Origin of the sequence: Enterovibrio makurazakiensis, from assembly GCF_050336585.1 — a bacterium.
GTDB classification, from domain to species: Bacteria; Pseudomonadota; Gammaproteobacteria; order Enterobacterales; family Vibrionaceae; genus Enterovibrio; species Enterovibrio gelatinilyticus.
The window spans coordinates 160,887-184,395 of the sequence record NZ_JAKJSE010000009.1 but is presented as its reverse complement, the minus strand read 5'-3'; the positions used below and the strand labels follow the sequence as shown (position 1 = coordinate 184,395).

Below are 23,509 nucleotides of genomic sequence, written 5' to 3'. Positions count from 1 at the left end.
GTGTCGTGTTTTATATTCCAATGTTTCAACAAGTTATAAATCTTAAATATTCACACTGCAAAGATTTCGATGTAAATAATCTTATCTTGTTATTTTTCGTAAACATTGTATCAATTAATTTTGCATTACTTTTCTGGTATTTACTTAGGAGTTAGAACGGCGCGTATGTGTCTGTTTTGGTGTTTGATATTTTCCATCGTAATTTGGCATCGACTTGCTCCGTGCGTTGGCCTGCCAAAGGAATCTGCATTCGATCGCCGTAAAGCCAAAATACTAGATTGCTGCGCGTGCCACTCGTGATCGGGTGGGCGGCGTGCGGTATGCTGCCTCGGTGGATCATTGCGGTACCCGGTTTGAAAACAATACGGTTTACGTTGCCGGATACTTGGTCGTAGAAATCCACCTCTGATCCTGTGAACGATTCATCCGGCAAATTGATGTTGATGTTCATGGTGGCGGCGCTGGCATCTGTATGTGGCTGCAGCGACGTATCCATTCCCGTTTGATATTGAATCGAGAAACCAAACGTTTGACTGTCATACCCCATCACACCTGGAAACAATAGGCGTGCGATAGGGCGCATGTAGCTATCCATAAATTCACGGTAAAACCCTTGAAACGCTGGCGCGGCCAAATAACCTTCAGAGCGTTGGTCCAACATGGCACCGTTACGGTTTAACGCAATGCCGTAAGGTGGACGCGTTGGTATACCCGCGTTAGCTGTCGCTTCGAGATAAGTGCGCAATTCTGCCAAGCGCTCTGGGTCAAATATCTGGGCTTGATAAACGCCCGCAGAAACTTCTTCCCAAAGATCTTTTACCGCATTTTCTTTGCTTGGATCCTGCCACGCTTGTTCGACGGCGTTTTTTAGTCGCGGATCTAGCAGCGATGTGTTTGGTTTAACTGTTGGTGATTCGTCGCTGATTTCCCATGCCTGCCAAGCGTCTGTTAGCAATTGCGCGTTGCTGTCCCAGAAGCGCTTTACAGATGGTGCACGTTGCAACATGGCTTCTCGCGTTGGCAATACCAATTCACGAGCCTGCGTCAGGGGAGCAAAAGTCGCGTTATCGATGTGAGTGGCTGTATTTGTCATTTTATTTTCTCCTCTCGGCAATCAGAAACCGACATCCATCTATGGATTGGTGTGCTTTGGCTACGTGTGTCCAAACTTCGATGAGAGAATATTAATTTGATTTAAATGACGAATAAATGACGAAAATAAAGAATCAGTTGTTGGTTTTTGAAGATAATGAGCCGTTCAATTACCGTGTGTAAAATAGAATGCGTGCCATATCGTCGCACGCTTCATTTTTGAAAGTGCCACTGCAATTGAGCTGGCAGTTGCAGTTGTTATCGAAGTGGCAAGGGAAGTGATTTATCGCTCCCACACTGGCGGGTTACCGATTTTTTCGACGAGGTAATCAATAAAGACGCGAACTTTGGCGGTGAGCACATTGGATTTTGGATATACGAGCCACACTGAGCTTTGATCCTCAACATGGTAGTCAGGTAACACCCTGACCAGAGAGCCTTCCTTGAGTTCGGCATGGATGTTCCAAATAGAGCTCATGCAAATTCCCACACCTGTTTTGGCAGCGAGGCGCATGCTCGCGCCGTCGTCACAGACAACACGTGGTTTGCTGTTCGTAGGAGGAAAGGTACATTCGCGTTTGCCATTACTGGCGATAAGCTTTCTGGGTTTGGCCTTCATAAAGACCAGTAGCTGATGGTTGGCGAGATCTTCCGGTATTTCTGGTGTGCCTTGAGCGCTCAGATACTCAGGGGAAGCACAGAGAACCCTCGTATCAATCGCAAGGCGTCGGCCAATTAAGCTGCTGTCTTCAACAGCGAGGTTACGCAATGCTAGATCATAGCCGCCTTCGATTAACTTCACTTGCGTATCAGAAAGGGTTAGCTCGAGGTTAATGTCTGGATGGCGTTCCAAAAACTCAGGCAGAATCGGCACGATGTATCGTTGGGCGAACGTGCTGGACGCTGCAAATCGAAGGGTGCCACTTACATTGGGGTTGCCTCGCCCCAATGCAGCAAACGCTGCCTCTTCTTGCGCCAGAATCTCTTTGGCATAGGGCAGAAACTCTGTGCCTTCAATCGATAAGGTCACTTTTCGGGTGGTGCGGTGAAACAGATCGGCACCGACTTCCAATTCTAATTTTGATAACCAAGCACTGGCCACCGACGGTGTGAGCCCCAGCTGTTGCCCTGCCGCGCTGATATTCAGCGTTTCTGCCGCGAGAACAAATAACTTGATGCTATTGGTGTTCATCCATTATCTCCAAAATCCGAATTATGATTATACTTTTCTGTCATTTATATACTTTAACCAAAGTATTAGACTCATTCCATTGATTCGTTGAACACCTATGTACGAGCGCTTGGGGGATAGAGTGCGAATCCACATCTGATTGATATACTCGATCAGGAAAAGGCCGTGTACAAAATAATCATTAAAGGAAGAGCGTGATGAAAAAGACCCTATTTTTGACAGGCGCCACAGATGGCATCGGCTTTGAAACGGCGAAGAAGCTGGCAGCCGACGGTCACACGCTGTTGTTGCATGGTCGTAATAGTGCCAAATTGGAACAGGCAAAAATTGCACTGGCTGATGCTTACCCGAATGCAAAGTTTGATACATATTTGGCTGACCTGTCGGATTTGTCTCAAGTGGTTACGATGGCTGAACAAATTAAAGCGAAGTACTCAAATATCGATGTGCTGATCAATAATGCTGGCGTATTTAAAGTGCCGACTACCGTGACCAAATATGGCTATGACGTGCGCTTTGTGGTTAATACGTTGGCACCTTATGTGCTGACCAAAGCTCTGTTGCCATTGATGGACGCAGACAGTCGCGTGGTGAACTTGTCTTCGGCGGCTCAAGCACCTGTTAACTTGGAGGCGCTGAGAGGCAGACAAGAATTGTCTGATAGCGCTGCTTATGCGCAGAGCAAATTAGCTATCACCATGTGGAGTTTCATGTTGGCTCAGACCTTGGGGTCGGATGCACCCGCTCTAATTGCTGTCAATCCGGCGTCATTTCTGGGTAGTAAAATGGTCAAAGAAGCTTACGGCTCTGAAGGCAAGGACTTAAGTATTGGTGCTGATGTGTTAGTTGATGCAGCCCTGAGTGAGGAGTTTTCTGGTGCTTCCGGTCGTTACTTTGACAATGACATTGGTGCATTTACTCCGCCGCATTCTGATGCCCTAGATTCAAACAAAAGTGAAGCACTGGTTGTCGCAATGGACGAGGTGCTGGGCAAGCTTGGCATCCAATCCTAAATCGTCATAAATCCGCGAGTAATTTTGCAAAATAAAAACCTCCCGATGCGCAAGCAGGGGAGGTTTTTGTTTGTGGTTTAGGCGTGAGTTTTAAACGCTATCGAACTTGTTTGCCTTGTACCCAAACTTTGTCGATATCGCAGCTTTGGCCTAATGACACGATTTTCTCCAAAATATCGCGAGGGGTGTCCATATCCTGCCATATACGCAGGTTACCCAAAGCACTCGGTTTGATAACGAGCGCATCGAAGTGGAAATCTTTCTCGAATAGACCCACTTTTTCATTCAACACACGCCCACCGCCCGCGGTTGCCATCCAGAATGCTTCAATAAAGCTAACACGCGAACCAACAACGCCGCGTTCTTCTGCCGTCAAACGTGAATCTACACCGTCTTCGCGAACGCGAGAATGGGTAACAGCGTCAAAACTGGCGCGGAATATCGAAGGAGATGGTGCGCCTGCAATATCGCTGCCTAAACCAATGCTCACGCCGCTATCTAGTAATTCACGGGTGTGCATGGCGGCGTTGGCAAAATACATATTCGACAGCGGGCAATGGCCAATCCCCGCATCAAATTCTTTCATCACAGTAACGTCGTTGTCGGTCAGAAAAATCGAGTGTGCCAGTACAGTTTTGTTGTTCAACAACCCAGCTTCTGCATAGATTTCAATGTCGGACTTACCATAGTGCTGTAGTGCATAATCCCGTGCCCAATCGCTTTCAGAACAATGCGTTTGCATGTGAACGTCGTGGTGCTGAACCAGTTTGCCCAATTCACGTAGCAATGTTTCGGTGCAACTAGGCACGAAGCGAGGAGTAATCACTGGCTTCACTAAGCCGTGTTCATTGCATTTCATGCCGCGCACGTTGTGAATGAATGCTTCCGTGTCAGCGAGTGACTGCTCAACAGATGACTCTCGATAGAACGCAGGACATTGCTCCGCGTTGTCCATGTTGATTCTGCCCACGAACGCGCGTTGGCCCTGTTCAAGGCTGATGTTTGCGAGAAGTTCTGAGGCTTCACGATGTATAGACGCAAAATACATTGCGCTGGTGGTTCCGTTCGCCAAAAGTGTACGGGTCACGTCTTGGTATACCGTTTCAGCAAACGCCAGGTCGCTGTAACGGTTTTCCAGTGGGAAAGTGTAGTCTTGGAGCCAATCGTAAAGCGGCAGATCTAACCCTTTGCCAGCTTGTGGCCACTGCGGAGCGTGGCAGTGCAAGTCAACCAAACCTGGCATCAGGTACTGGCCTTTCTCAACGGTGATCAGCTTCAGTGAGTCGCATAATGCGTTCAGATGAACGCTGTAATCCACATCGTCAGAATGGAAGGTAGCTACAATGTCGCCACGTAAATCAACAAGGATCAAGAAGTCTGGAATGAACGCCAACTCGCCTTTTACAGGAGCATGGAAAGTGTCCGCCAAAATGCCGAATTGAATCTGAGTCATGTTAATCATGCCTTGGCCTCTTGTGATGCTTCTTCAGGAAGAATGAAATTCAAAATAACCGCAGCCAGCGCACCAATGGCAATGCCTGAGTTCGCCAAATATCCCACGAGTTCAGGGAGCGCATAAATGATTTCACGAGGCATCAGAACCGCTCCCAGCGCAAGCATAATAGGCAAACCGATCACCAGCATGTTGCGTTCGGTAAGCTGTATGTTCTGGACAACGCGAAAACCGTTCATGGCAATCACCACACAAATAACCGCAAATATGCCAGCAATCACCGCATGCGGTACGGAAGCAATCAGGCTGGTAAGCTTTGGAACAAGGCCAAGAACGAGAAGAATAAAGCCGCCTGCGATAATCGCGCGACGTGAAGCCACGCCGGTTACGGCAATGATCCCCGCATTAGTGGAATAACCTGTCACAGGGCTTCCGCCCAGTAGGGAACAGATAAATTGACCTGCCGCTTCACCCGTTGCGCCGCGGTTCAAACGGTTGTCGTCCAAATCAGAACCCGTGACCGCAGTAACCGCACACCAAGTGCCTGTGGTTTCAACCAGCACGATCATGGTGACGAACAATAACGTCATGATAGCGAGCGGGTCGAATACCAGTTCGCCAAACGGCAGCAAGCTTGGAAGCTCAATCCATGCGGCGTGGGATACGGCAGAGAAATCCGCCATGCCCATTGATGCAGCCACTAGTGTACCAACAACAATGGCTCCTAGAACGGATGCCAAACGAAGCCAATGCAGTTGCTTAATAAAGCAGCCAAGTAAAATGAACGCACTTAGGGAGAACATACTCGCCATGGCGATAAGAATATTCTCAGCAGGGCGGTCAGCGGTGTAAATGCCATTGAATGCCACGGGTAACAAAGAGATTCCCACCACGATGATCACTGTGCCACCGACGATGGGTGGCACGAATGTTTTAACCAACTTACTGAACAGGTTCAAAGGGCGACCGAGTAGTGCGACACAAATCGCGACGGGGATCATTGCGCCATACACTGCGCCCATACCCATAGATTTACCAATTGCGGCAATGGCGCCGATAGGAATGTAAGAGGGGCCTTGCATGACAGGTAATTTGAGTAAGAATCCAGATTGGATGATGGTACACAGACCCGCGACGATAAACGTCATTTGGATGAGAGAAGACGTATCGCCAACAGAAAGAGAAAGGAGACCGGCGAGGATGATAGGGACGATATAAAGGTCCATCGCCAACACGTGTTGTGCGCCAAGAGACAAAGATTTCGGCAGAGAGATCTTTTCATCGATATTCAGTGGAACAGCAGTTTTCATAGGTTTTAGTACCAAAGTGAGTCTAGAAATCAGCAGGCGTACACTTGGCCCTTTGGTGAGCAACCAACGTCAGTAACACCTTGAAATTGGCGCGCATCTTACTCGCTTTTTGAAGGAAGGCAATCGTTTGCGTGTGGGTTTTTATCGATATCTTCCGATTGCGTGTTTGAGTGGTGGTTTTGTAGGCAGGCGAGGTTGGTATTCAAGGTGAGGAAGCAGTGGCGTGGTTTAGAGTAAGGCATAAGATGACAAAACTAATCGTTTCTTCTTTAAATGCTGAACGAGTTGCTCTTGATTATTCAATTTGACGTTATGCCTAAATGCATATTTTTAGTTTCAGTTAGAATTTGCGCCAAAAAAGAGGGCTGATGCCAAATATTTATTAAATTTCTGAATTATGCGAGAAAATTTATCAAGGACGATAGTGAGAGTTAAACCATTAAACTCAGTTATTGAACATCTATGATTGAGCGTGAAGGTGACAAGTTTCTTTTGAAAGTCACTCAAGTTAATGTCCGAACTTCTCGAATGTATGACTTACAGCACTAAACCAAGGGGAGCAACACCGATAGGGTGTATTCGTGTTGCATCTTGTCGGGATTTTGATGTTGAAGACAAAACAACATCCAATCAATCTGTGTGAGAAATTCTTTCAAAAAGACCTCGAAATACGAGCGCAATTCTCAATAAAAACGAAATAATATTGCCGCATATTCAATTCACTCTCGTTCTGGAGATTAATATGCATTGGCATAGCAGACTTGTTCAACCACAAACTTTAGCGGCGTCAGGCTTTGAATCTTTAGCGACTCCAACCTACCGTGGCTCAACAGTATTGTTCAAAAAACAAGCAGATGTGGTCGATGACTGGAATCAGGCCAAAAACGGATATGCTTATGGTTTATACGGCACCCCTACCACTCTGGAACTATCAGGACGCATTGCGCAATTAGAAGGGGCACAACAATGCTTTGTGGTTCCCGGTGGTCAAGCCGCTATAGCTCTTATCTACTTCGCGATGTGTAAAGCTGGCAGCCATGCACTAGTGCCATTTAATGCTTATGGTCCAAATAAAGAAATGGCTCAAGGGTTACTCAATGACTTGGGCATTGACGTAGAGCCATATGACCCTCTCATTGGCGCCGGAATTTCGGAACTTATTCGAGAAAATACATCGCTGATTTGGGTTGAAAGCCCTGGCTCTGTAACGATGGAAATCCAGGATATTCCCGCTATTTGCGCCGCGGCACATGAAAAAGGGGTGATGGTCGCGTTGGATAATACTTACGCGGCAGGTGTGTTGTTCGATGCTTTCGCTCATGGTGTAGATATAAGCATGCAAGCATTGACTAAATACGTTGGTGGCCACAGCGATCTATTGTTAGGCACGGTAACAGTCAATACGGACGTTTTAGTCGAAAAAGTCGGTAAGACGTTCAAACAACTAGGTCTGGCTGTTTCTCCAGATGACTGCAACTTAGCATTACGTGGACTTCAAACCTTAGGTATTCGCCTCGCGCACCTCGAAAAATCAACCCTGGAAGTGGCTGAATGGCTAACCAAACATTCCGCTGTTACTCAAGTGTTCCATCCAGCACTCCCATCTTGTCCTGGTCATGAACTTTGGAAGCGTGATTTTACGGGTTCAAGCAGCGTTTTTTCTTTCCTATTTACGGAAGAGTATACCGCTGAGCAAGTTGAGCAGTTCATCGATACGTTAGAGATGTTCAAAATTGGCATGAGCTGGGGTGGGGTCACGAGCCTGGCTTTGGTCTACCCAAATATCGAACGTCCCGGTAAAGATTATGCGGGTCGATTAGTGCGCTTAAACATCGGCTTAGAACAAACCGCCGAGCTCATTCAAGACATTGAGCACGCAATTCAAAAGATCTCTCAATAAATAACAAATTCAAAGACGAAACCAGATAAATGTCAGGTTTCGTCTCGTCAAAAAAGAATATAACCCTACATAATTGATAATAAGGTCGATAAAATGACGATGCCTACTCGTGGTTTTACCCAACAAGAATTTGAACAACGTACTCTTCGCGCTCAAAAAATCATGCATGACATGAAGCTTGATGCCATGGTTTTCACCACAGAGCCAAACGTTCGCTACTTTACTGGTTTTCTCAGCCAATTTTGGCATAGCCCAACACGGCCTTGGTTTGTTGTTGTTCCTGCCGAAGGTAAGCCTATTGCCATCATTCCAGAAATTGGCGCTAAAGGGATGGCAAATACTTGGATCGAAACGATCATTACATGGCCAGCACCACGCCCAGAAGATGACGGTATCAGCCTTGTTGCAAACACCCTAAACACTCTCCCAAGCCGCCATGGTCGCGTGGGTATGACTCTCGGTATCGAATCCCACATTCGTATGCCAGTGAACAACTACTTAAAACTGACCACAATGGTCAATAAAGAGTTTGTTGACGTTGCACTCGCCGTGCATGAATTACGTCAGATCAAATCCCAAGCTGAAATCGCGAAAACCCGTGAGATTTGTCGTATCACCAACGTTGGGTTTAAGCGCATTCCTGAATACGCGCGCGTCGGTATGACTGAGCGTGAAATCTGTAAGCAATTTGGTCTCGATATGCTGCAAGCTGGTGCGGATGCATGCCCGTTCATTATTGCAGGATCAGGCCCAGATGCTTACGACGATATTTTGATGGGCCCGACTGACCGAGTCATTGAGCAAGGCGATGTGTTGCTGATTGATACAGGCGCAGTGTGGGACGGCTATTTCTCAGATTTCGACCGTAACTGGGCGTTTGGTCATGCCAGTGATCAAACCAAAGCTGCATATCGCGCAACGTATGAAGCAACGTCAAAAGGTTTTGAGGCTGCTCGCCCTGGTGCAACAACAACTGATATTTACAACGCAATGTGGAAAGTGCTCGAAGCGAATGGCGCGCTGGGTAATGACATTGGCCGTGTTGGTCATGGTCTAGGTATGGAATTGACTGAGCGACCATCGAATACGGCAACAGACAACACTGTGCTAAAACCAGGCATGGTCATGACGCTAGAGCCGGGTATGACTTACGCGCTAGGCAAAACAATGCTTCACGAAGAGAACATTGTTATCACTGAAGACGGCGCGGAATGGTTATCAGAACGTGCAGAGCCAGAACTGATCATTATTGGTTAATCGCTGATTTAAAAACTGAAGTTTATCTAAATAAAAGCAATAAAAAAGGATATTAGTATGAATTTTGAAGAGTTTAATGAGTTTGAAGTGAAGCTCCAATTTGAACCTGCACCTCGTCCTGAGCGTGTTCATATTGGTCTGGTTCAGCTAGCGAATGACCATACGCTAGAAACGGATTGGTCTCATCTACTACGTGAGCAAGCTGCGCTATTTAGTACGCGTATTTTCAAAGAAAACGGAATGACACCTGAAGCCTTAGATGCGGTGGCCGCGAGTATTAGTGACGGTGCGGTATTGGTGGGTGATGGTTTGCCGATGGATGTGATGGCGTTTGCGTGTACGTCGGCATCAATCGTCATTGGCGAAAAGAAAGTATCAAAGCTATTAACTGAAGGCCGTGGTGATATCCCAACGACGAACCCTTGGTCTGCAGCTCAAGCGGCATTTAAGCATCTAGGCGCTAAGAATGTTGCGGTGTTCTCTCCATACCCAACCGATGTGAATTTCCCGCTTCGTGAACAATTGGTTGATGCTGGCTTTAACGTTGTTGGTTTAACCGCTCTAGGCATTATTGATGACAATATGATCCATAAAGTGCCACTAACCAGCTTTGAAGATGGCCTTGAGGTCCTGATTAACAATGGCAATGTGGATGTCATTTTCATGTCATGTACTAGCTTACGTGCCGTAGAGAAAATTCAGTATCTAGAAGATAAATACGGTGTGCCGATTGTATCGAGTAACTCAGCGCTTTTCTGGCACTCAATGCACTTGTGTGGAAAGACTGCCGTCTGCCCAGGTTACGGCAAGCTGCTATCCGGTGAAATCGTCTCGAGAGAAGAAAACGATCTGTTATGCGCCATGGTTTAGGTTGCCGATGTGGCGAAAATCAACAGTAACGTAAATCAAAAGTAGCGTAGACCATCAGTAGCATAGACCAGCAGCTACATGTATTTTATGGGCTACTCCCTCAGCGATTAAGAAGGCTACTCAATGTTGTAGTCTTCTTCGATCTACAAAGTGAATACTATGAACTTATCAAAAGAAATCATTGAGTGGCGTCATCATCTCCATACCATTCCAGAAATTGGATTCGAAGAAGCAGTAACCGCTGATTTCATAGCTAAAAAACTCGAAGAGTTTGGCATTGAAGTCGTCCGTGGAATTGGTAAAACTGGCATGGTCGGGATACTAAAGCGCGGCACATCGACCAAATCTATTGCTCTGCGTGCTGATTTTGATGCTATTCCCGTCGAAGAACAGAATGACTTCTGCTACGCATCGAAAAATAGCGGCATGATGCATGGATGTGGTCACGACGGACATATCTCAATGTTGTTGGGCGCGGCTTATAAATTGTCCCAACAAGATGACTTTGACGGCACGGTTTATTTTGTGTTCCAACCAGCCGAAGAGCAGGGCACAGGTGCTAAAGCCATGATTGAAGATGGTTTGTTCACGCGCTGGAAGATAGATTCTATTTACGCCATGCACAACTTACCAGGTTTACCGTTAGGTGACTTTCTGATCAGCCCAAGTTCGGTTATGGCGAGTGAAAACCACTTTAAAATTGAAGTACTAGCCGATGGTGGTCACGCTGCCATGCCTCATTTAGGCAGTGACCCAGTCATAGCCGCTTGTAATATTGTCTCAGCGTTGCAGTCGATTATTACGCGTAATCTCGACGCAATACACGAGCCAGCAGTACTGTCAGTGACTGACATTAAAACCAACGGCGGTGCTAACGTCATACCTACGGTTGTGACGCTATCTGGTGATACGCGTTGTTTCTCTGATGAAACTCAAGAGTACATTAAGCAGGCCATGGAACGAGTTGTGTCCGGGATTACTGCGGCAGCAGGTCTTGGATACAACTATGAGTTTTCCAACTGCGTATTATCAACAGTGAATGATGCAAGTACGTCTGAAATCGCGGTGCGTGTTGCTAAAAAAGTTGTAGGCGAAAGTAAAGTTAATGATAAGTGTAAGCCCTACTGTATCTCTGAGGATTTTTCGTTCATGCAACGTGAAGTTCCAAGCTGCTACATGTTAGTCGGTAATGGTTTATCTGGAGAGAAAGGCGGTGTTGCGTTACATCTGCCTCACTACGACTTCAACGACGACCTATTGCTGATTGGCGCGAATTTCTGGGTTGAATTGGTACACGACCAGCTTCCGCTCTAATAAAATCGCCACATCGATTAATGAAAATGCCAATGGCGATAAGCTGTTGGCATTTTTTGTTATACCCAAACGACCTGAAGATGCTCGCATTCAGAGGTCGTCAATGCGTTCAATTCGAGGCGAATTTTACGAGGAATAGTGGTTCTATTCCCGTGGAATTTAACGAAGAAGGGGGCGTGTTGATGGCCTCCCTTCGGGCGAGTTGACTGACGCCGTGCTCTTTGTTGTCCCTTTTTGATGGAGATGAATACACCTGCATAAAAAAGGGACGCTGCGATCACAACGCCAGTCAAATTCGCTGAATCCTGCATCTTCAGGTCGTTTTGGTATAAATGAACGTTTTCTCAAGATATGCACTAAGTTGAGACTATATTTGGTATTGCTCGGCCCTAAGAGGCTAGGCGAGAGGTGATGAATTTCGGTGCTAATCTCATGCGCACCCAAATCAAGCAATAGCTGCAGAATTCTGCACGTTCAGGTTACTTGGATGCAATGTTTAGGTACACAACGTTCCTCGAAATATTCATTTTAGATAGAACTTAGTGAATCTCTTAAGGGAGTCGCAGTGGTGGAGAGTGGCACTATTATGGTTCTACAACTCAGAGCAGAGTCATTACAGGTGGGCTGAATATAAAATAATAGTAATGAAGGGTTGAGTGTTGCTGATATTACTTAATAGATGGTTGTTGCGGTGGGTTAATAAAAGGATGATATAAGTAAAGGTGGCAATTTGACAATGACCACCTTTTTATGTGAGAAGATATTGAATTAAGCGTCAGCGTAATTACGCTGGATTGTTTTCTATTGTTGTTGGCTTAGAGTCAAAATCCGTGTCTATTGCTGTTTCATCGATCGTGCTACTGACATTGATTTCCTTATCTTTCTTAATGGCGTAAAGAATACCAATAGCAAACGCAATGGCAGTGACGACCACAATATACAGCTTGATTGAGGTGATAGAGTTATAAATAAGAATGCCTTGAACAACACCGGCTAGTCCGACAAGCGTATAGAATAGCCATAAAGGAACATTCTTACCGAATTCTCGTGTGGCCCATGCTTGTGGGAATTTCTTAGGTAACAATGCGATGGCGACCATCATAAATATACCAATACAAATGTCTGTCAGAATGTATGTGTTAGCAATGGTGCTGATATCCCAACCTAGAAGGATAGGCAACATAGATGCAAGCCAGCATAGCGTAAGGATTTTATAAGGGCTGCCTCTTCTGTTGGTGGCAGCAAAACTTTTCGGGAACCAACCATCATGTGTGGCTGATTGAATCGGTTGAACATAAGAGGCGTAAACGCTGTTGATTGTGGTTGTTAGTGCCATGAAAGGACCGCAAACCATAAAGAATGTAAAGACTGGCGCGGAAAGTACTTCACGGGCGACCAAGGTGAGTGGTTGGTTGGCGACTTGATCAATGGGAAGTATGCCAGAGGCGACCACTGATACGCCAAGATAAACAAAGATAATCACCAAGGTTGTACCGATCATGCCGAATGGAATGTCTTTTTTTGGGTTTTGAGCGTATTTGCTGAAGTACATTAAGTAGTATTGGCAGTAGGTTGCAAAAGACAGCAAACAAGCCGCTTTAAAGATCCCCATGTTACCGTCAGAGGCGAAATCTGGGTTGGTACTTGGCGAAAGAAGGGCAAAGTCCACTTGACCGAAACCGATCAAAATAAATGTCGCAATGCCAACCATAAGGAATGTTGTCATCATGTTCTGGAACCTAGAGAGTGTATCTAGACCAAACAAGTTAACAATGTAGAAAACGGTTAAGCCAGCAATTGCGCCTGCAGAAGGCGTCACCGTTGGAAGTATGGAATTAATGTAGAACCCTAGTGCCAGGGAATAGATAGCAACGGTAGGGAAATAAAGGAAGAAGCTTACAACGTACATACCCGCATATTTTTTGCCGAGTATCCGACTGATTAATGCGTACGGGCCGCCATCAAGCACCAAAGCACCACTGGCAAATAACATTGGGATGTTATAAAAAATACCAAACACAATGGCGATACCAAACGCTAGCCAAAGTGCATGACCCGTTAAGCCAATGCCTGCGCCAATCAGTGAAAATAAGCCAGCGCCGACGGTAATGCCTACGCCCATTGCTAAAAGGGTCCACTTCCCAAGAATGCTATGATTTGCGTCTGACATTTTAGTGCTCTCCCATTAAATGAAGCATCATGTCTTGTTCGAAGTTGCAATCTTTAATGGTGCGGGTTTTTATTTTAAGTAGGGTTGAGTGGTAAGTTATAACGGTCATTGTATTTACCTCGGGATGTTTAATATTGGATTTGGTTTCTATAATTTTTATTAGGCGAAATCAGACTTAGAGCTAATTTCGCCTTTATATTTATTTTTATTTGGAGATGACTTCTATTGCGCGCTCTAAGTCAGCAATTAAATCTGATGTTTGCTCTAAGCCAATATTGAGGCGAACGAGTCGACCCGCATAGTCTTTGCCCGGACGTTCAATGTTTGGATATACCAGTGCCAAGCTTGTTACGCCGCCCCAACTCATGCCGATCTTGAACATAGAGAGGGAATCGATGAACTTTTCAACTTGTTCCGCTGTGTATTCGTCAGTGAACAAGAAAGAGAAGACGCTGCTTGAGCCCGTGAAATCACGCTTCCATATTTCGTGCCCAGGACACGATGGAAAAGCTGGGTGGAGGACTTGTGCGACGGCGGATTGTTTGGTTAACCATTCAGCCACTTCAAGTGTTGATTTTTCTAGGTGCGCTAAGCGAATGCCTAGCGTTTGCAGGCCGCGTAGGGCCAGGTTGCAATCATCTGGTGATACCGCTAAACCTAGCTGTTTGAACGTTGCGCCCACTTTTTCTTTTAGCACTTCACTGTTTACAGACACTGTACCCAGCAGAAGATCGCTGTGGCCACCGACATACTTGGTCAATGCCTGCATGTTGATATCCACGCCGTGGGCGAAGGCATCAAACAACACACCTGCGGCGTAGGTATTATCGATTGCTACCATGGCGCCTTTTTCATGGGCAGCGGCACAAATGGCGGGCACATCTTGAACTTCCATGGTGACTGAGCCTGGGCTTTCAACCCAAATCAAAGAGGTATTGTCACGGATGAGATCTGTTATTCCCGCACCAATCAGTGGGTCGTAAGGCTCCACGTCAATACCCAAGCCTTTGAGTAATCCTTGCGCCATTTCTTTGTTAGGGCCGTAAGCGTTGTGAGGTACCAATGCGTGACTGCCAGCCTGACACATTGCAAAATAAACCAATGCGATAGCTGCTTGGCCACCGGGTACCACGAAACTGTGAAGCGCGCCTTCTAACTGTGCAATACGTCCCGATAATTCCAATGTTGTTGGTGTACCGTACAGGCCATAGCTATACCCGCCTTTCGCTTGATCCCAAGCGTCAACGACGTCAGCTTGTTTATTGAACAATACCGTTGAACCGCGGTAGGTTGGAGTCGCTAAGGATTCAAACCCTGGCGCTGCCAAAGTCTGTGGTTGAACTAGTCTGCTATGCCAATGCATATTGATGCTCCGAATCAGTAATGGAGTGAATATGCTGGCAATGTTATTCGGCTTAACTTGAGAATAGCGCTCGAATTAGGCTGTGCATTTGAGAAAAATTTTCATATGAATTCGTTAGTTGATAATTATGATCGCGCCATCCTTAGAATCTTACAAAAGGATAACACCACGCCATTACGTATCATTTCCGAGCAGGTACATCTGTCTACAGCGTCTGTACAACGGCGCATTAAGCGACTTGAAGATTCAGGGGTAATTAAAGCCAATTCAGCCGTTATTGCCCCTGAAAAGGTGGGGCAAATCATTACCATAATGGTGGAAGTACACGCGATACGCGCACAAGCCTCTGATATGGAAGAGATGAAGAAAAGCTTTTCTGGCCCTGAGATACAACAATGCTATTACGTCACGGGCGAGGCTGACTTTATGTTGGTGCTAACGGTGGCAAACATGGCGGAATATGAAGCTATTAGTGGGCGGCTTTTTTACAACAACCCTAATGTGAAATGGTTTAGAACTATCGTGGTGATGGATCGCGTTAAAGCCTCGTTAGATACGCCAATCCCTCAGCTAGAGCATGAAGATTGATTGGTCGTTCATTTCAAATTCAACGTGATGGGTTAACTAAAGACAACTTTAGTGACCCATTACTCACTTTCACACTGAGAAAATTTTTCACCATAATGGAAGATTTTCGGACCACATTTCTTTGATGTACTAATTATTCGATCCAGCCACAAATGTGCATCACAAAATTTTTCTAAATGAGACTTAAAAAATTGACTGACTGATTTTGGTAAGGGGGAGAAAAATAAGCGTGTTTTTGTTGCTTACTGGTTAACTAAAGGACAAGAACGATCTGTATTAGACAAACTAAGTTAGCTACTCCAAATTAAACAACTTACGTTGCCAGTATCATAAGTTGTCATTCTAGTTGCGCTATGCAAAGGACATAGGTTGAAACTCTGCATAGCGCTGATGTGCGCTGTTACTCAATATTACGCACTTTTGGCAACGTGAGACGATATCCCTTCAATGGGAGTTGGGGGGGATATATAGCCAAAATAACCATCGATGTTTGTATCGGAGAACAACTTCAATTGCTGCTGATATTCTACGGCTGACACTATCACATCTATCCCAAGGCTCGATGCCATCTTTATCATAGGTTTAAGTAGAAGATGGTTATTGTCGTCGTCACTGTGTTCCAAAAACGAATGATCTAATTTGATAAAATCAGGCTTCAAGGACCTTAGGTAGGTGATTGAGGACAAATGTTGCCCGAACCTATCTATCCCAAAGTGAATGCCTTCTTCTTTCATCATCGCACATGCTTTTTCACAGTCGTTAAGGTGCAGACAAACCAGTACCTCGGCAAATTCAAAGTAGATACGATCTTTGAGTTTGTTTTTTCGAACTTTGTTGATTACCCATGATATTACCTTCAGATCTTTGACACTGCTGGGCGTCAAATTGATTGAAAGCGGCGGAATGGCTTCGTCATTTTTCAATATGTCTATTGCGAGTGATATGACAGATTGGTCAAATTTAGTAGAAAGCGAGAATCGTGAAAGGTCTGAAATTAAATTCGATGCAGGAACTGACTTATTGTCCAGTTGGATATGGGCGTAAACCTCATAATGTTGGGTTTGGTGTGACGCACTGGAAAGAATAGGCTGCACCATCAAACTGAAGGCTTCGTTATTTACGGCTTCCTCAAGTTGTGTGTTCAACGTGGTCTGTGAAAACTCGTGCTCAGTTTCTGAAAAGTGAAAAACAGCTTGGAATCGCTCTGCATGTTGCAAAGCGTCATTGGCTCGTGACAGTAGAGAAGATAAGGTATCGCCTCCTTGTTTTTCGGCGATACCAATGATGAATGCATTCGCGGTGGGTAACCCATTGTTTAATACTTCATTGTTAAACGCGCGAATGAGTTTGCTCAATATCGCTCTTGCTTCTTTTTCATGAACGCTCGGGATAAGAACAGCAAGCTCAGCTTTACCAAGCCTTGCGCCAAATGCATCGTGAGAACGTGGAATAACGTTCTGAAGTGCTATGTTCAAAGAACGCATGCAATCATTTACACTCTTCGCCCCCTCACTGCGATGGTCTTCTTTTAGCCACTTAAGGTTGATGAGCATGACCACACCACAGTCCCCATCCGAAAGCCAGCTTTCCAGTTGTCGCATAAAGAAGCTTCTGTTTGGGAACCCAGATGGCTGATCAAACAAGTATTTCTGCCTGAGCGCATTTATCTCTTCATTAAGTGTTTCAAATAAACCGTGGAGCTGGGACGACATTTCGTTGAAAGCAGTGGTCAGCTCAGAGAGATCGCTGGCTTTGGGGGTAGGTAATCTCGCCGAAAAATCGAATTGTGCAATGCGTTTGGCTTCTTTGGTAATTTTTAGTACCGGGGAGAGGGAGCGCTTTAGCGTATATCGAACAAGCAAGGTTGCGATAACGATGACAGAGATGGCGAATAGCGTGAAAGGCCCTGATAACTCCCAAAGCGCCAAATAGGCGTGATCGGACGAGACCGTGATGGATAATGTTGCTAAATCTGTCCAACCGTTATTGATCGTAGAGGTCATCCAGATTGGCTCAATAAAACCAAGAGACATAAACCATTCGGGCACCTTTTGACTCACATCCGAGTCATACGACCATTGCTGTAAATCCCCTTCAAACATCCACTGCAGGGTAACATTTTTCAGCAATGTGCCTTCGGACATGACGGTTGAGAAAAAGATGTCACTTTTTTCTCGGTCACCTGTTTCTAGAATAGGGATCAAAGCAACACTCATGTTCTGCATTGCACTTTTTGCGTGGAGCTGAATTTCTTGCTTGAGAAAGGCAAGATTAATAGCAAATTCGGCCACTGCTAGTACAGAGCACAGGAATAGGAGAATCCCAACCACAACAATCGTTATTTTATTGGTTATCGTCATGTTCAATTCCATGTTTTGGGGCTTGGACTACTCGTCCTCCAAGTCGCAATACCCGTGATAATTTAGTCATCAAGTTGTGTGTAGATTGTCCACTTCAACGGTGTTTCTTTGTTGCTTACCCTAATGTCTGCAACGACGCGCCGATTACGTTGATGGGCATCCGGTGTATTTGTTGTGTCTAACAGTCGTTCTTCTCCATAACCCACAGCGCGTATTCGATGTCGCTCAACGCCGTAGGTGGATGAGAGCACTGATGAGACCTTTTTTGCACGCTTCAAGGAAAGCCATTTATTCGTGCGGGCATCTCCATGTGTGCTGGCATGGCCTTCAACGGTTACGTTTGTGTAAGGGTGGTTTTTGAGAAAATTGGCCAGATTTTCTATCTCAGGGAGGTCGGCTGGGTTGATATAGGAGGAGCCACTTTGAAACCTTACATTCAAGGTAATGCGTTGATTTATGTGTTTGGCCCCAGAGCAACCGTCATTGTCTACGATTGCACCTTTGATTGTCTCGGGGCACTTGTCTCTTTCGTTTATGACACCATCGAGATCTAGGTCTTTTAAATCATTGGGTTGTACATAGGCTTCCGGAAAAGAATCAACGTTGTTACCGCTGCATCCTGCAAGGAGAAAGAGGAGAAGTGTCATCAATACGATTTTCATTTCGTTTCTCCACTTTCACTTTGAGTTATTGGCATAGAGGTGAAGGGAGATTGAACCCTTAGTGAAGAGAGCAAGCGTCCGGTAGCGTTGAGTATGCGATATTCGGCGATGAGAACGTCATACTCTGCTGCGATGAAGTCTTTTCTTGATTCAAAGACTTCGTTTTCCGAATCAAGTAAATCGATCAACGTGCGTTGTCCTAAACCAAACTGAAGTGTGTAGGCACTTTGAGTTTGTCGCGCAGCGACAACATGTTCTTTCAGGTAGCCTATTTGCTCAATGAGATTAATACGTGCGTTCCAAGCCAATGTTGTTCCTTCAATGACATCTCTCACCGCGGTTTGGTTGATTTCTTGTGACTCGCCAATGCGGTATGCCATCTCTTTTTCAAGCGCAGTATCTCTTCCACCACTGTAGAGGTTGTAACGCACACGCAGCATGGTTCGGATGTCGTTATCATGACCTAACGTTCCGCCATTATCGTTATTCCAATTGCCGTTTACCTCAAGACTCACTTCGGGGTAATAAGCCGATTTAGCCGCTTCACGTTGTTTTTTGGCAGCCGTAATGTCGGAGTTGGAAACCTTGAGTGTTGGATGTTCTTTTTCTGCTGCAGAGATAGCTTGCTGTCGTGTTGTGGGAATGAGTGCCATATCCGGTTGTGGCGGGCTGAGATTTTGGGGGGTAAGGTTAACAACCCGGACAAAGTTACTTTCCGCATCCATCAGGTTGTTTTTTGCTACGATGACATTTGATTTTGCGCGCGCCAGTCTGCCAGTAATTTGATAGAGGTCTGCGGCTGAGCCTAGCCCAGAGTCTGTCTTCTCTTTAATTTGGCCATAAATGGTTTTGTGACTCTTCAGATTTTCTTCAGAGAGCAAGACGACCTCTTTAGCTTGAATGTATTTGATATACACTCTGACCGCTTTTAGTGCTTGCTCTTCGGAGGCGGATACGAGGTTCCAATACGCTGAGTTTTTTTCAGCTTCCGAACGCTCGACCTCGCTCTGAGTCTGAAAGCCGCTAAACAGTACTTGTCTTATGCTAATTCCTGCTTCGCCCGGATTCAGCGCTTCATTTTCTCTACCTCCAGCACGAGTGGAAGGGCTGTCAGTTTGTTCCCAGCCATAACCAGCAGTGATATCTACCGTCGGTAAGTATCCTGAGAATGCTTGACCTACTTGCTCTTGTTGCGCTTTGTAAGCATTGAATGCTCGTCGTACTTCAGGGCTTGATGCAAGAGTATTGGCGACGGCTTGTTCTAACGACTGGGAAAAGCCTGTTGTTGGAATGAATAGTACAAAAGGTAAAGACCCCACAATAAATTTAGTGAAACGTTTGATAGCGATGAAATTAAGCATATATACAAACTCCTGGGCACTATTCATTATCGTTCTCGAAGTGCTGATTCTCTTGCGCGTAAAATAGGGTTCAATATGTAGTCAAGTACCGTCCGTTTTCCTGTGACAATATCTACGCTGGTTAACATACCGGGAATTATGGGTAAATCTGACCCGTCATTGTCTGCGAGATTTGAAACGTCAGTTCTGATCCTGACGAGGTAGAAACTGTTGCCTTTCTCGTCTTGCGTTGTATCTGCACTGATATGTTCAAGCTTGCCTTTTAACCCGCCATAACGTGTAAAGTCATAGGCCGTCACCTTAACCACAGTGGGTAAACCAGAACGAAGGAATGCGATATCTTTGGGTTGGATCTTTGCTTCGATAAGCAGTTGGTCTTCGGTGGGGACGATTTCTAGAATGTTATCTCCCGGTTTTATAACGCCGCCTAGTGTGTTGATATGAATGGTTTTGATGGTGCCATTGACGGGGGAGGTGATGATGGCTTTGTCGACTTTGTCTTGCGAACCGACTTTGGCCTGTTGAAGGCGTGATAACTTGGCTTCCAGCTCACTGACCTGTGTCCGGTTTTCATTAATGAACAACAGAACGGCCTCACGTCGTTTTAACATAGCTTCGTCTTGCTGCGCTTTTAGTTTGGGTTGGAGCTGATAGAGCGCTGCGATTTCACCTCGAATATCATTGACTTGGCGTTGTAATTTGAGAAGCTCAATTTCCGGAACGATCTTTTTCTTGGCGAGAGGTTTAGTGAGCTCATATTCTCTTGCTACCAGTTTGGCCCCGCTTTCTAGTGTTTTTATTTTGGTTGCTAGTTCTTTGATTTCTTGCTGCTTTTGAAGAACTTGGCGAGACTGTATGTCTATTTTATTTTTTAGACCATCAATATGCCCTTGATATTCAAGTTGCTGTCGCTTCACCAATTCGGGTTCGTTATTTCTTAGGTCATCGGGAAACACAAGTGGCGTAGAATCAATCTGGATTTGATCTTGCCAAGCCGTGTTTAAGCCCTGTAGTTGAATACTGTTTAATTCTTCTTGTAACCGAATGATGTTTGCGTTGAGGCTTGCATCCTCTTCTTCCTGCTGCGCGACGTCTGAGCGAAATCGCGTGTCATCGATGTGAACAAGTGGCATACCTTTTTCAACAATCATGCCTTCTTCGACATACATTTCTTGCAATATACCGCCATCAAGGCTTTGAATGAGCTGAACTTGAGAGGAAGGAATCACCTTTCCGTCTCCTCGCGTCACTTGATCGAGTGATGACACTGATGCCCAAGTGATGAATGCGGCCACCATGACAATAATTAGCCAGACAACCACACGATAGCGATGGGGCACATCCATCATCATGGCCCCATAAATGTCATCTGCCATGTCGATGTGTTCGCGGTCTTTAGTTTTACTCATTGTTGGCTTGTCTCCGTGGTTCGTCAGCAGATCTCTGGCCTTGAGCCAGTTTCTTCAACACGATCTCTCTTGGGCCATCTAGAAAAATACGTCCTTTATCGAGCACCACGACGCGATCGACGATTTCCAACAGGGACATTTTGTGGGTTATCAACAACAAGGTCCTTTCTTTGCTGACGTGATGCATAGCGCGGATGAATTGCTTTTCAGCAAAGGCATCCATTGATGACGTGGGTTCGTCCATTAATAGAATTGAAGGGTCATTCAAAATGGATCGAGCTAGAGCGACAGCTTGACGCTGTCCACGCGAGAGAGATTCCCCTCGTTCTCCCACTTGTTTATCTAGCCCTTGAGAATCCAAAGACGTGAATTGACTAACCCCCGAGAGTTGAACGGCGCGGATGAGTTGATGTTCAGTGACTTGTCGAGTACCAAAAAGGATGTTGTCGCGAATGGAGCCATGAAAAAGTGTGATGTCTTGCGGCATGTAACCCACATTTCGGCGAAGGTCGGCTGGGTGTATTTGCTTGGAATCAATACCGTCAAATCTCAAGCTACCTTGCGTGGGTTGGTATAACCCCGCGCACATCTTAAGCAGTGTGGTTTTCCCTGAACCATTCTTGCCAATGATAGCGACGCTTTCACCTTCCGTGATTTTGAGAGTAGAGGGGTAAAGTACAGGCTCTTCGGTGTCTTGATACGTGAAACTGACGGCGGAGGCTTCAATCTGGCCTTTGAGTTGTTGTCGGCTGATCAAATGACCTTTATCTTCAAATTCGTCACTTTGGTCCATGAGCGCGTCCAGTTGGCGAAGAGAGCTCATTGTTTGATTCGACCGTGTGAGCAAGTTGGCTAACTGCGCCATAGGCGAGACGACTCGACCGGAGAGCATCACTGCGGCAATGATCCCCCCCATGGAAATATCGCCTTTAGAGACGAGATATACCCCTAGGAACACCACCACGACTGAAGTCATTTGCGTAATAAATGTGGCGAGGTAGGACACTGACTGGGATATTTTTTTGACCTTTAATCCCCATGTTGCAGAGTGCGCTATCATTTGCTGCCATGTCTTTTGAACAATCCCTTCCGCGAGGTTCGCTTTGATGGCCTCCATAGCAGAGAGACTTTCAATTAAATGCCCATTTTTTAGCCCTGCAAACTTGTTACTTTCTTCAATGGCGTCTCGAAGTTTTGGCTGAATGGCAAAGGCATAGCCGATAATGATGATGCCTGCTGCCAAAGGAACGACGGCTAAATCACCAGCGAAAATGTAGATAATAAAAAGGAAGAAGATAGCAAAGGGGAGGTCGACCAGTGCCGTCACCGTCGTAGAGGTTAACATTTCCCTTACGCTATCAAATTCGCTGATTTGTTTTGCCATGCCTCCAACACTGGGGCCGCGTTTTTCTAGCGGTATACCGATGGATTTGGCAAACAAGCGAGAAGACACGACAATATCGATTTTCTTTCCCGCATTATCAATCAACGAACTTCTGACGTAGCGAAGAATGTAATCAAAGGCAAATACCAATGCGGCACCGCTAGCGAGTACCCATAAGGACTCAAAGGCTTGATTGGGCAGGATCTTGTCGTACACATTCATCATGAAGAGGGGGGAAACTAACGCAAAAATGTTGACAATCACTGAAGCAAGTAACGCCTCACGGTATATGGGAGCCGCTTCCCACAGCATTGAAAATAGCCAGTGACCTTTTTTCGTATGCTGATGTATATCGACGCTTTTATCGCCTCGATATTGCTTCTTTATCAAGATGGAATACCCGACGTATTGCGCTTCGAGATCTTCCAAACTCAGCGTGGTTTCTCCACCAGTATCAGGAAGTTGAACAATGGCTTGTTCGTTTTCACTGTCCAGAGAACGTAAAATACAGGCTTTTTGATCTGCCAATAGAAGAATGCAGGGTGTTAGCATTTCACCAATGGTATTGAGCGGTTTTCTCGCGAGTTTAGAGACCAGACCTGCTCGGGCTGATGCTTGAGGAAATAGGTCTGGGGTAAGTCGAGCCTCCCTCATTGGTAAACTAGCCACGAGGGCTTCACCCGAACACGGAGATCCGTAGTACTCGGTGAGTATCACCAAGCAATCCAACAAAGGATCCGCGGTGGTTTGGGCTGAGCTAGGAATGCTCCACTGCGGTTTTACATCATCAGCTAATCGCACGATAAATGGC

General features: G+C 45.7%; 17 protein-coding genes. 6 read left to right on the top strand and 11 right to left on the bottom strand.

Annotated elements, in window-relative coordinates; genetic code table 11:
• Positions 1-151 precede the first annotated feature (151 nt).
• Together L4D06_RS07995 and L4D06_RS07990 are read right to left on the bottom strand one after the other, a co-directional pair.
• Positions 152-1,093 (bottom strand): 2OG-Fe(II) oxygenase family protein, encoded by a 942-nt coding sequence (locus L4D06_RS07995; protein ID WP_429738688.1) that lies wholly within the window; start codon positions 1,091-1,093, stop codon positions 152-154.
• Positions 1,094-1,375: 282 nt separating this feature from the next.
• On the bottom strand, positions 1,376-2,284 hold the full coding sequence (locus tag L4D06_RS07990) for a LysR family transcriptional regulator (protein WP_429738687.1): 909 nt from the start codon (positions 2,282-2,284) through the stop codon (positions 1,376-1,378).
• 197 nt (positions 2,285-2,481) lie between these two features.
• Between L4D06_RS07990 and L4D06_RS07985 the strand changes: the two genes are divergently transcribed.
• Complete coding sequence (locus tag L4D06_RS07985; RefSeq protein WP_429738685.1) at positions 2,482-3,297, top strand: SDR family NAD(P)-dependent oxidoreductase; 816 nt, start codon at positions 2,482-2,484, stop codon at positions 3,295-3,297.
• A 97-nt stretch (positions 3,298-3,394) separates the two neighbouring features.
• Here L4D06_RS07985 and guaD read toward each other — a convergent pair whose 3' ends face one another.
• Together guaD and L4D06_RS07975 are read right to left on the bottom strand one after the other, a co-directional pair.
• Positions 3,395-4,759 (bottom strand): guanine deaminase, encoded by a 1,365-nt coding sequence (guaD, locus tag L4D06_RS07980; protein WP_429738683.1) that lies wholly within the window; start codon positions 4,757-4,759, stop codon positions 3,395-3,397.
• A complete protein-coding gene (locus L4D06_RS07975; protein WP_429738681.1) occupies positions 4,756-6,060 on the bottom strand; it encodes a solute carrier family 23 protein in 1,305 nt (434 codons plus the stop codon). The genes guaD and L4D06_RS07975 overlap by 4 nt, the downstream gene beginning before the upstream one ends.
• A 742-nt stretch (positions 6,061-6,802) precedes the next feature.
• Between L4D06_RS07975 and L4D06_RS07970 the strand changes: the two genes are divergently transcribed.
• From L4D06_RS07970 to L4D06_RS07955, 4 genes are all read left to right on the top strand, one after another.
• Positions 6,803-7,960, top strand: a complete 1,158-nt coding sequence (locus L4D06_RS07970) for a cystathionine beta-lyase (RefSeq protein ID WP_429738679.1) — start codon at positions 6,803-6,805, stop codon at positions 7,958-7,960.
• Positions 7,961-8,053: 93 nt separating this feature from the next.
• On the top strand, positions 8,054-9,217 hold the full coding sequence (locus tag L4D06_RS07965) for a M24 family metallopeptidase (protein WP_429738677.1): 1,164 nt from the start codon (positions 8,054-8,056) through the stop codon (positions 9,215-9,217).
• 57 nt (positions 9,218-9,274) lie between these two features.
• A complete protein-coding gene (locus tag L4D06_RS07960) occupies positions 9,275-10,087 on the top strand; it encodes a maleate cis-trans isomerase family protein (RefSeq protein ID WP_429738676.1) in 813 nt (270 codons plus the stop codon).
• Between the two features lie 159 nt (positions 10,088-10,246).
• A complete protein-coding gene (locus L4D06_RS07955; protein WP_429738674.1) occupies positions 10,247-11,401 on the top strand; it encodes a M20 aminoacylase family protein in 1,155 nt (384 codons plus the stop codon).
• A gap of 784 nt (positions 11,402-12,185) precedes the next feature.
• On the opposite strand, the gene L4D06_RS07950 is transcribed toward L4D06_RS07955, so the two are convergent.
• Both L4D06_RS07950 and L4D06_RS07945 read right to left on the bottom strand, forming a co-directional pair.
• Positions 12,186-13,571, bottom strand: coding sequence for an APC family permease (locus tag L4D06_RS07950; RefSeq protein ID WP_429738672.1), 1,386 nt, complete (start codon positions 13,569-13,571; stop codon positions 12,186-12,188).
• 205 nt (positions 13,572-13,776) lie between these two features.
• Positions 13,777-14,934: a cystathionine beta-lyase gene (locus L4D06_RS07945; RefSeq protein ID WP_429738671.1), complete on the bottom strand. Its 1,158-nt coding sequence runs from the start codon at positions 14,932-14,934 to the stop codon at positions 13,777-13,779.
• 105 nt (positions 14,935-15,039) lie between these two features.
• Between L4D06_RS07945 and L4D06_RS07940 the strand changes: the two genes are divergently transcribed.
• Complete coding sequence (locus L4D06_RS07940) at positions 15,040-15,522, top strand: Lrp/AsnC family transcriptional regulator (RefSeq protein ID WP_429738669.1); 483 nt, start codon at positions 15,040-15,042, stop codon at positions 15,520-15,522.
• Positions 15,523-15,932: 410 nt separating this feature from the next.
• Here the strand turns inward: L4D06_RS07940 and L4D06_RS07935 are convergent, their stop codons facing one another.
• The 5 genes from L4D06_RS07935 to L4D06_RS07915 form a co-directional block, all read right to left on the bottom strand.
• Positions 15,933-17,882, bottom strand: coding sequence for a bifunctional diguanylate cyclase/phosphodiesterase (locus L4D06_RS07935; RefSeq protein WP_429738667.1), 1,950 nt, complete (start codon positions 17,880-17,882; stop codon positions 15,933-15,935).
• A 62-nt stretch (positions 17,883-17,944) separates the two neighbouring features.
• Positions 17,945-18,544, bottom strand: a complete 600-nt coding sequence (locus tag L4D06_RS07930) for an OmpA family protein (RefSeq protein WP_429738665.1) — start codon at positions 18,542-18,544, stop codon at positions 17,945-17,947.
• Complete coding sequence (locus tag L4D06_RS07925; protein WP_429738663.1) at positions 18,541-19,905, bottom strand: TolC family outer membrane protein; 1,365 nt, start codon at positions 19,903-19,905, stop codon at positions 18,541-18,543. The genes L4D06_RS07930 and L4D06_RS07925 overlap by 4 nt, the downstream gene beginning before the upstream one ends.
• Positions 19,906-19,931: 26 nt before the next feature.
• On the bottom strand, positions 19,932-21,314 hold the full coding sequence (locus L4D06_RS07920; RefSeq protein WP_274162717.1) for an HlyD family type I secretion periplasmic adaptor subunit: 1,383 nt from the start codon (positions 21,312-21,314) through the stop codon (positions 19,932-19,934).
• On the bottom strand, positions 21,307-23,499 hold the full coding sequence (locus L4D06_RS07915) for a type I secretion system permease/ATPase (RefSeq protein WP_429738661.1): 2,193 nt from the start codon (positions 23,497-23,499) through the stop codon (positions 21,307-21,309). Before L4D06_RS07915 ends, L4D06_RS07920 begins: the two co-directional genes overlap by 8 nt.
• Between the last annotated feature and the right edge of the window lie 10 nt (positions 23,500-23,509).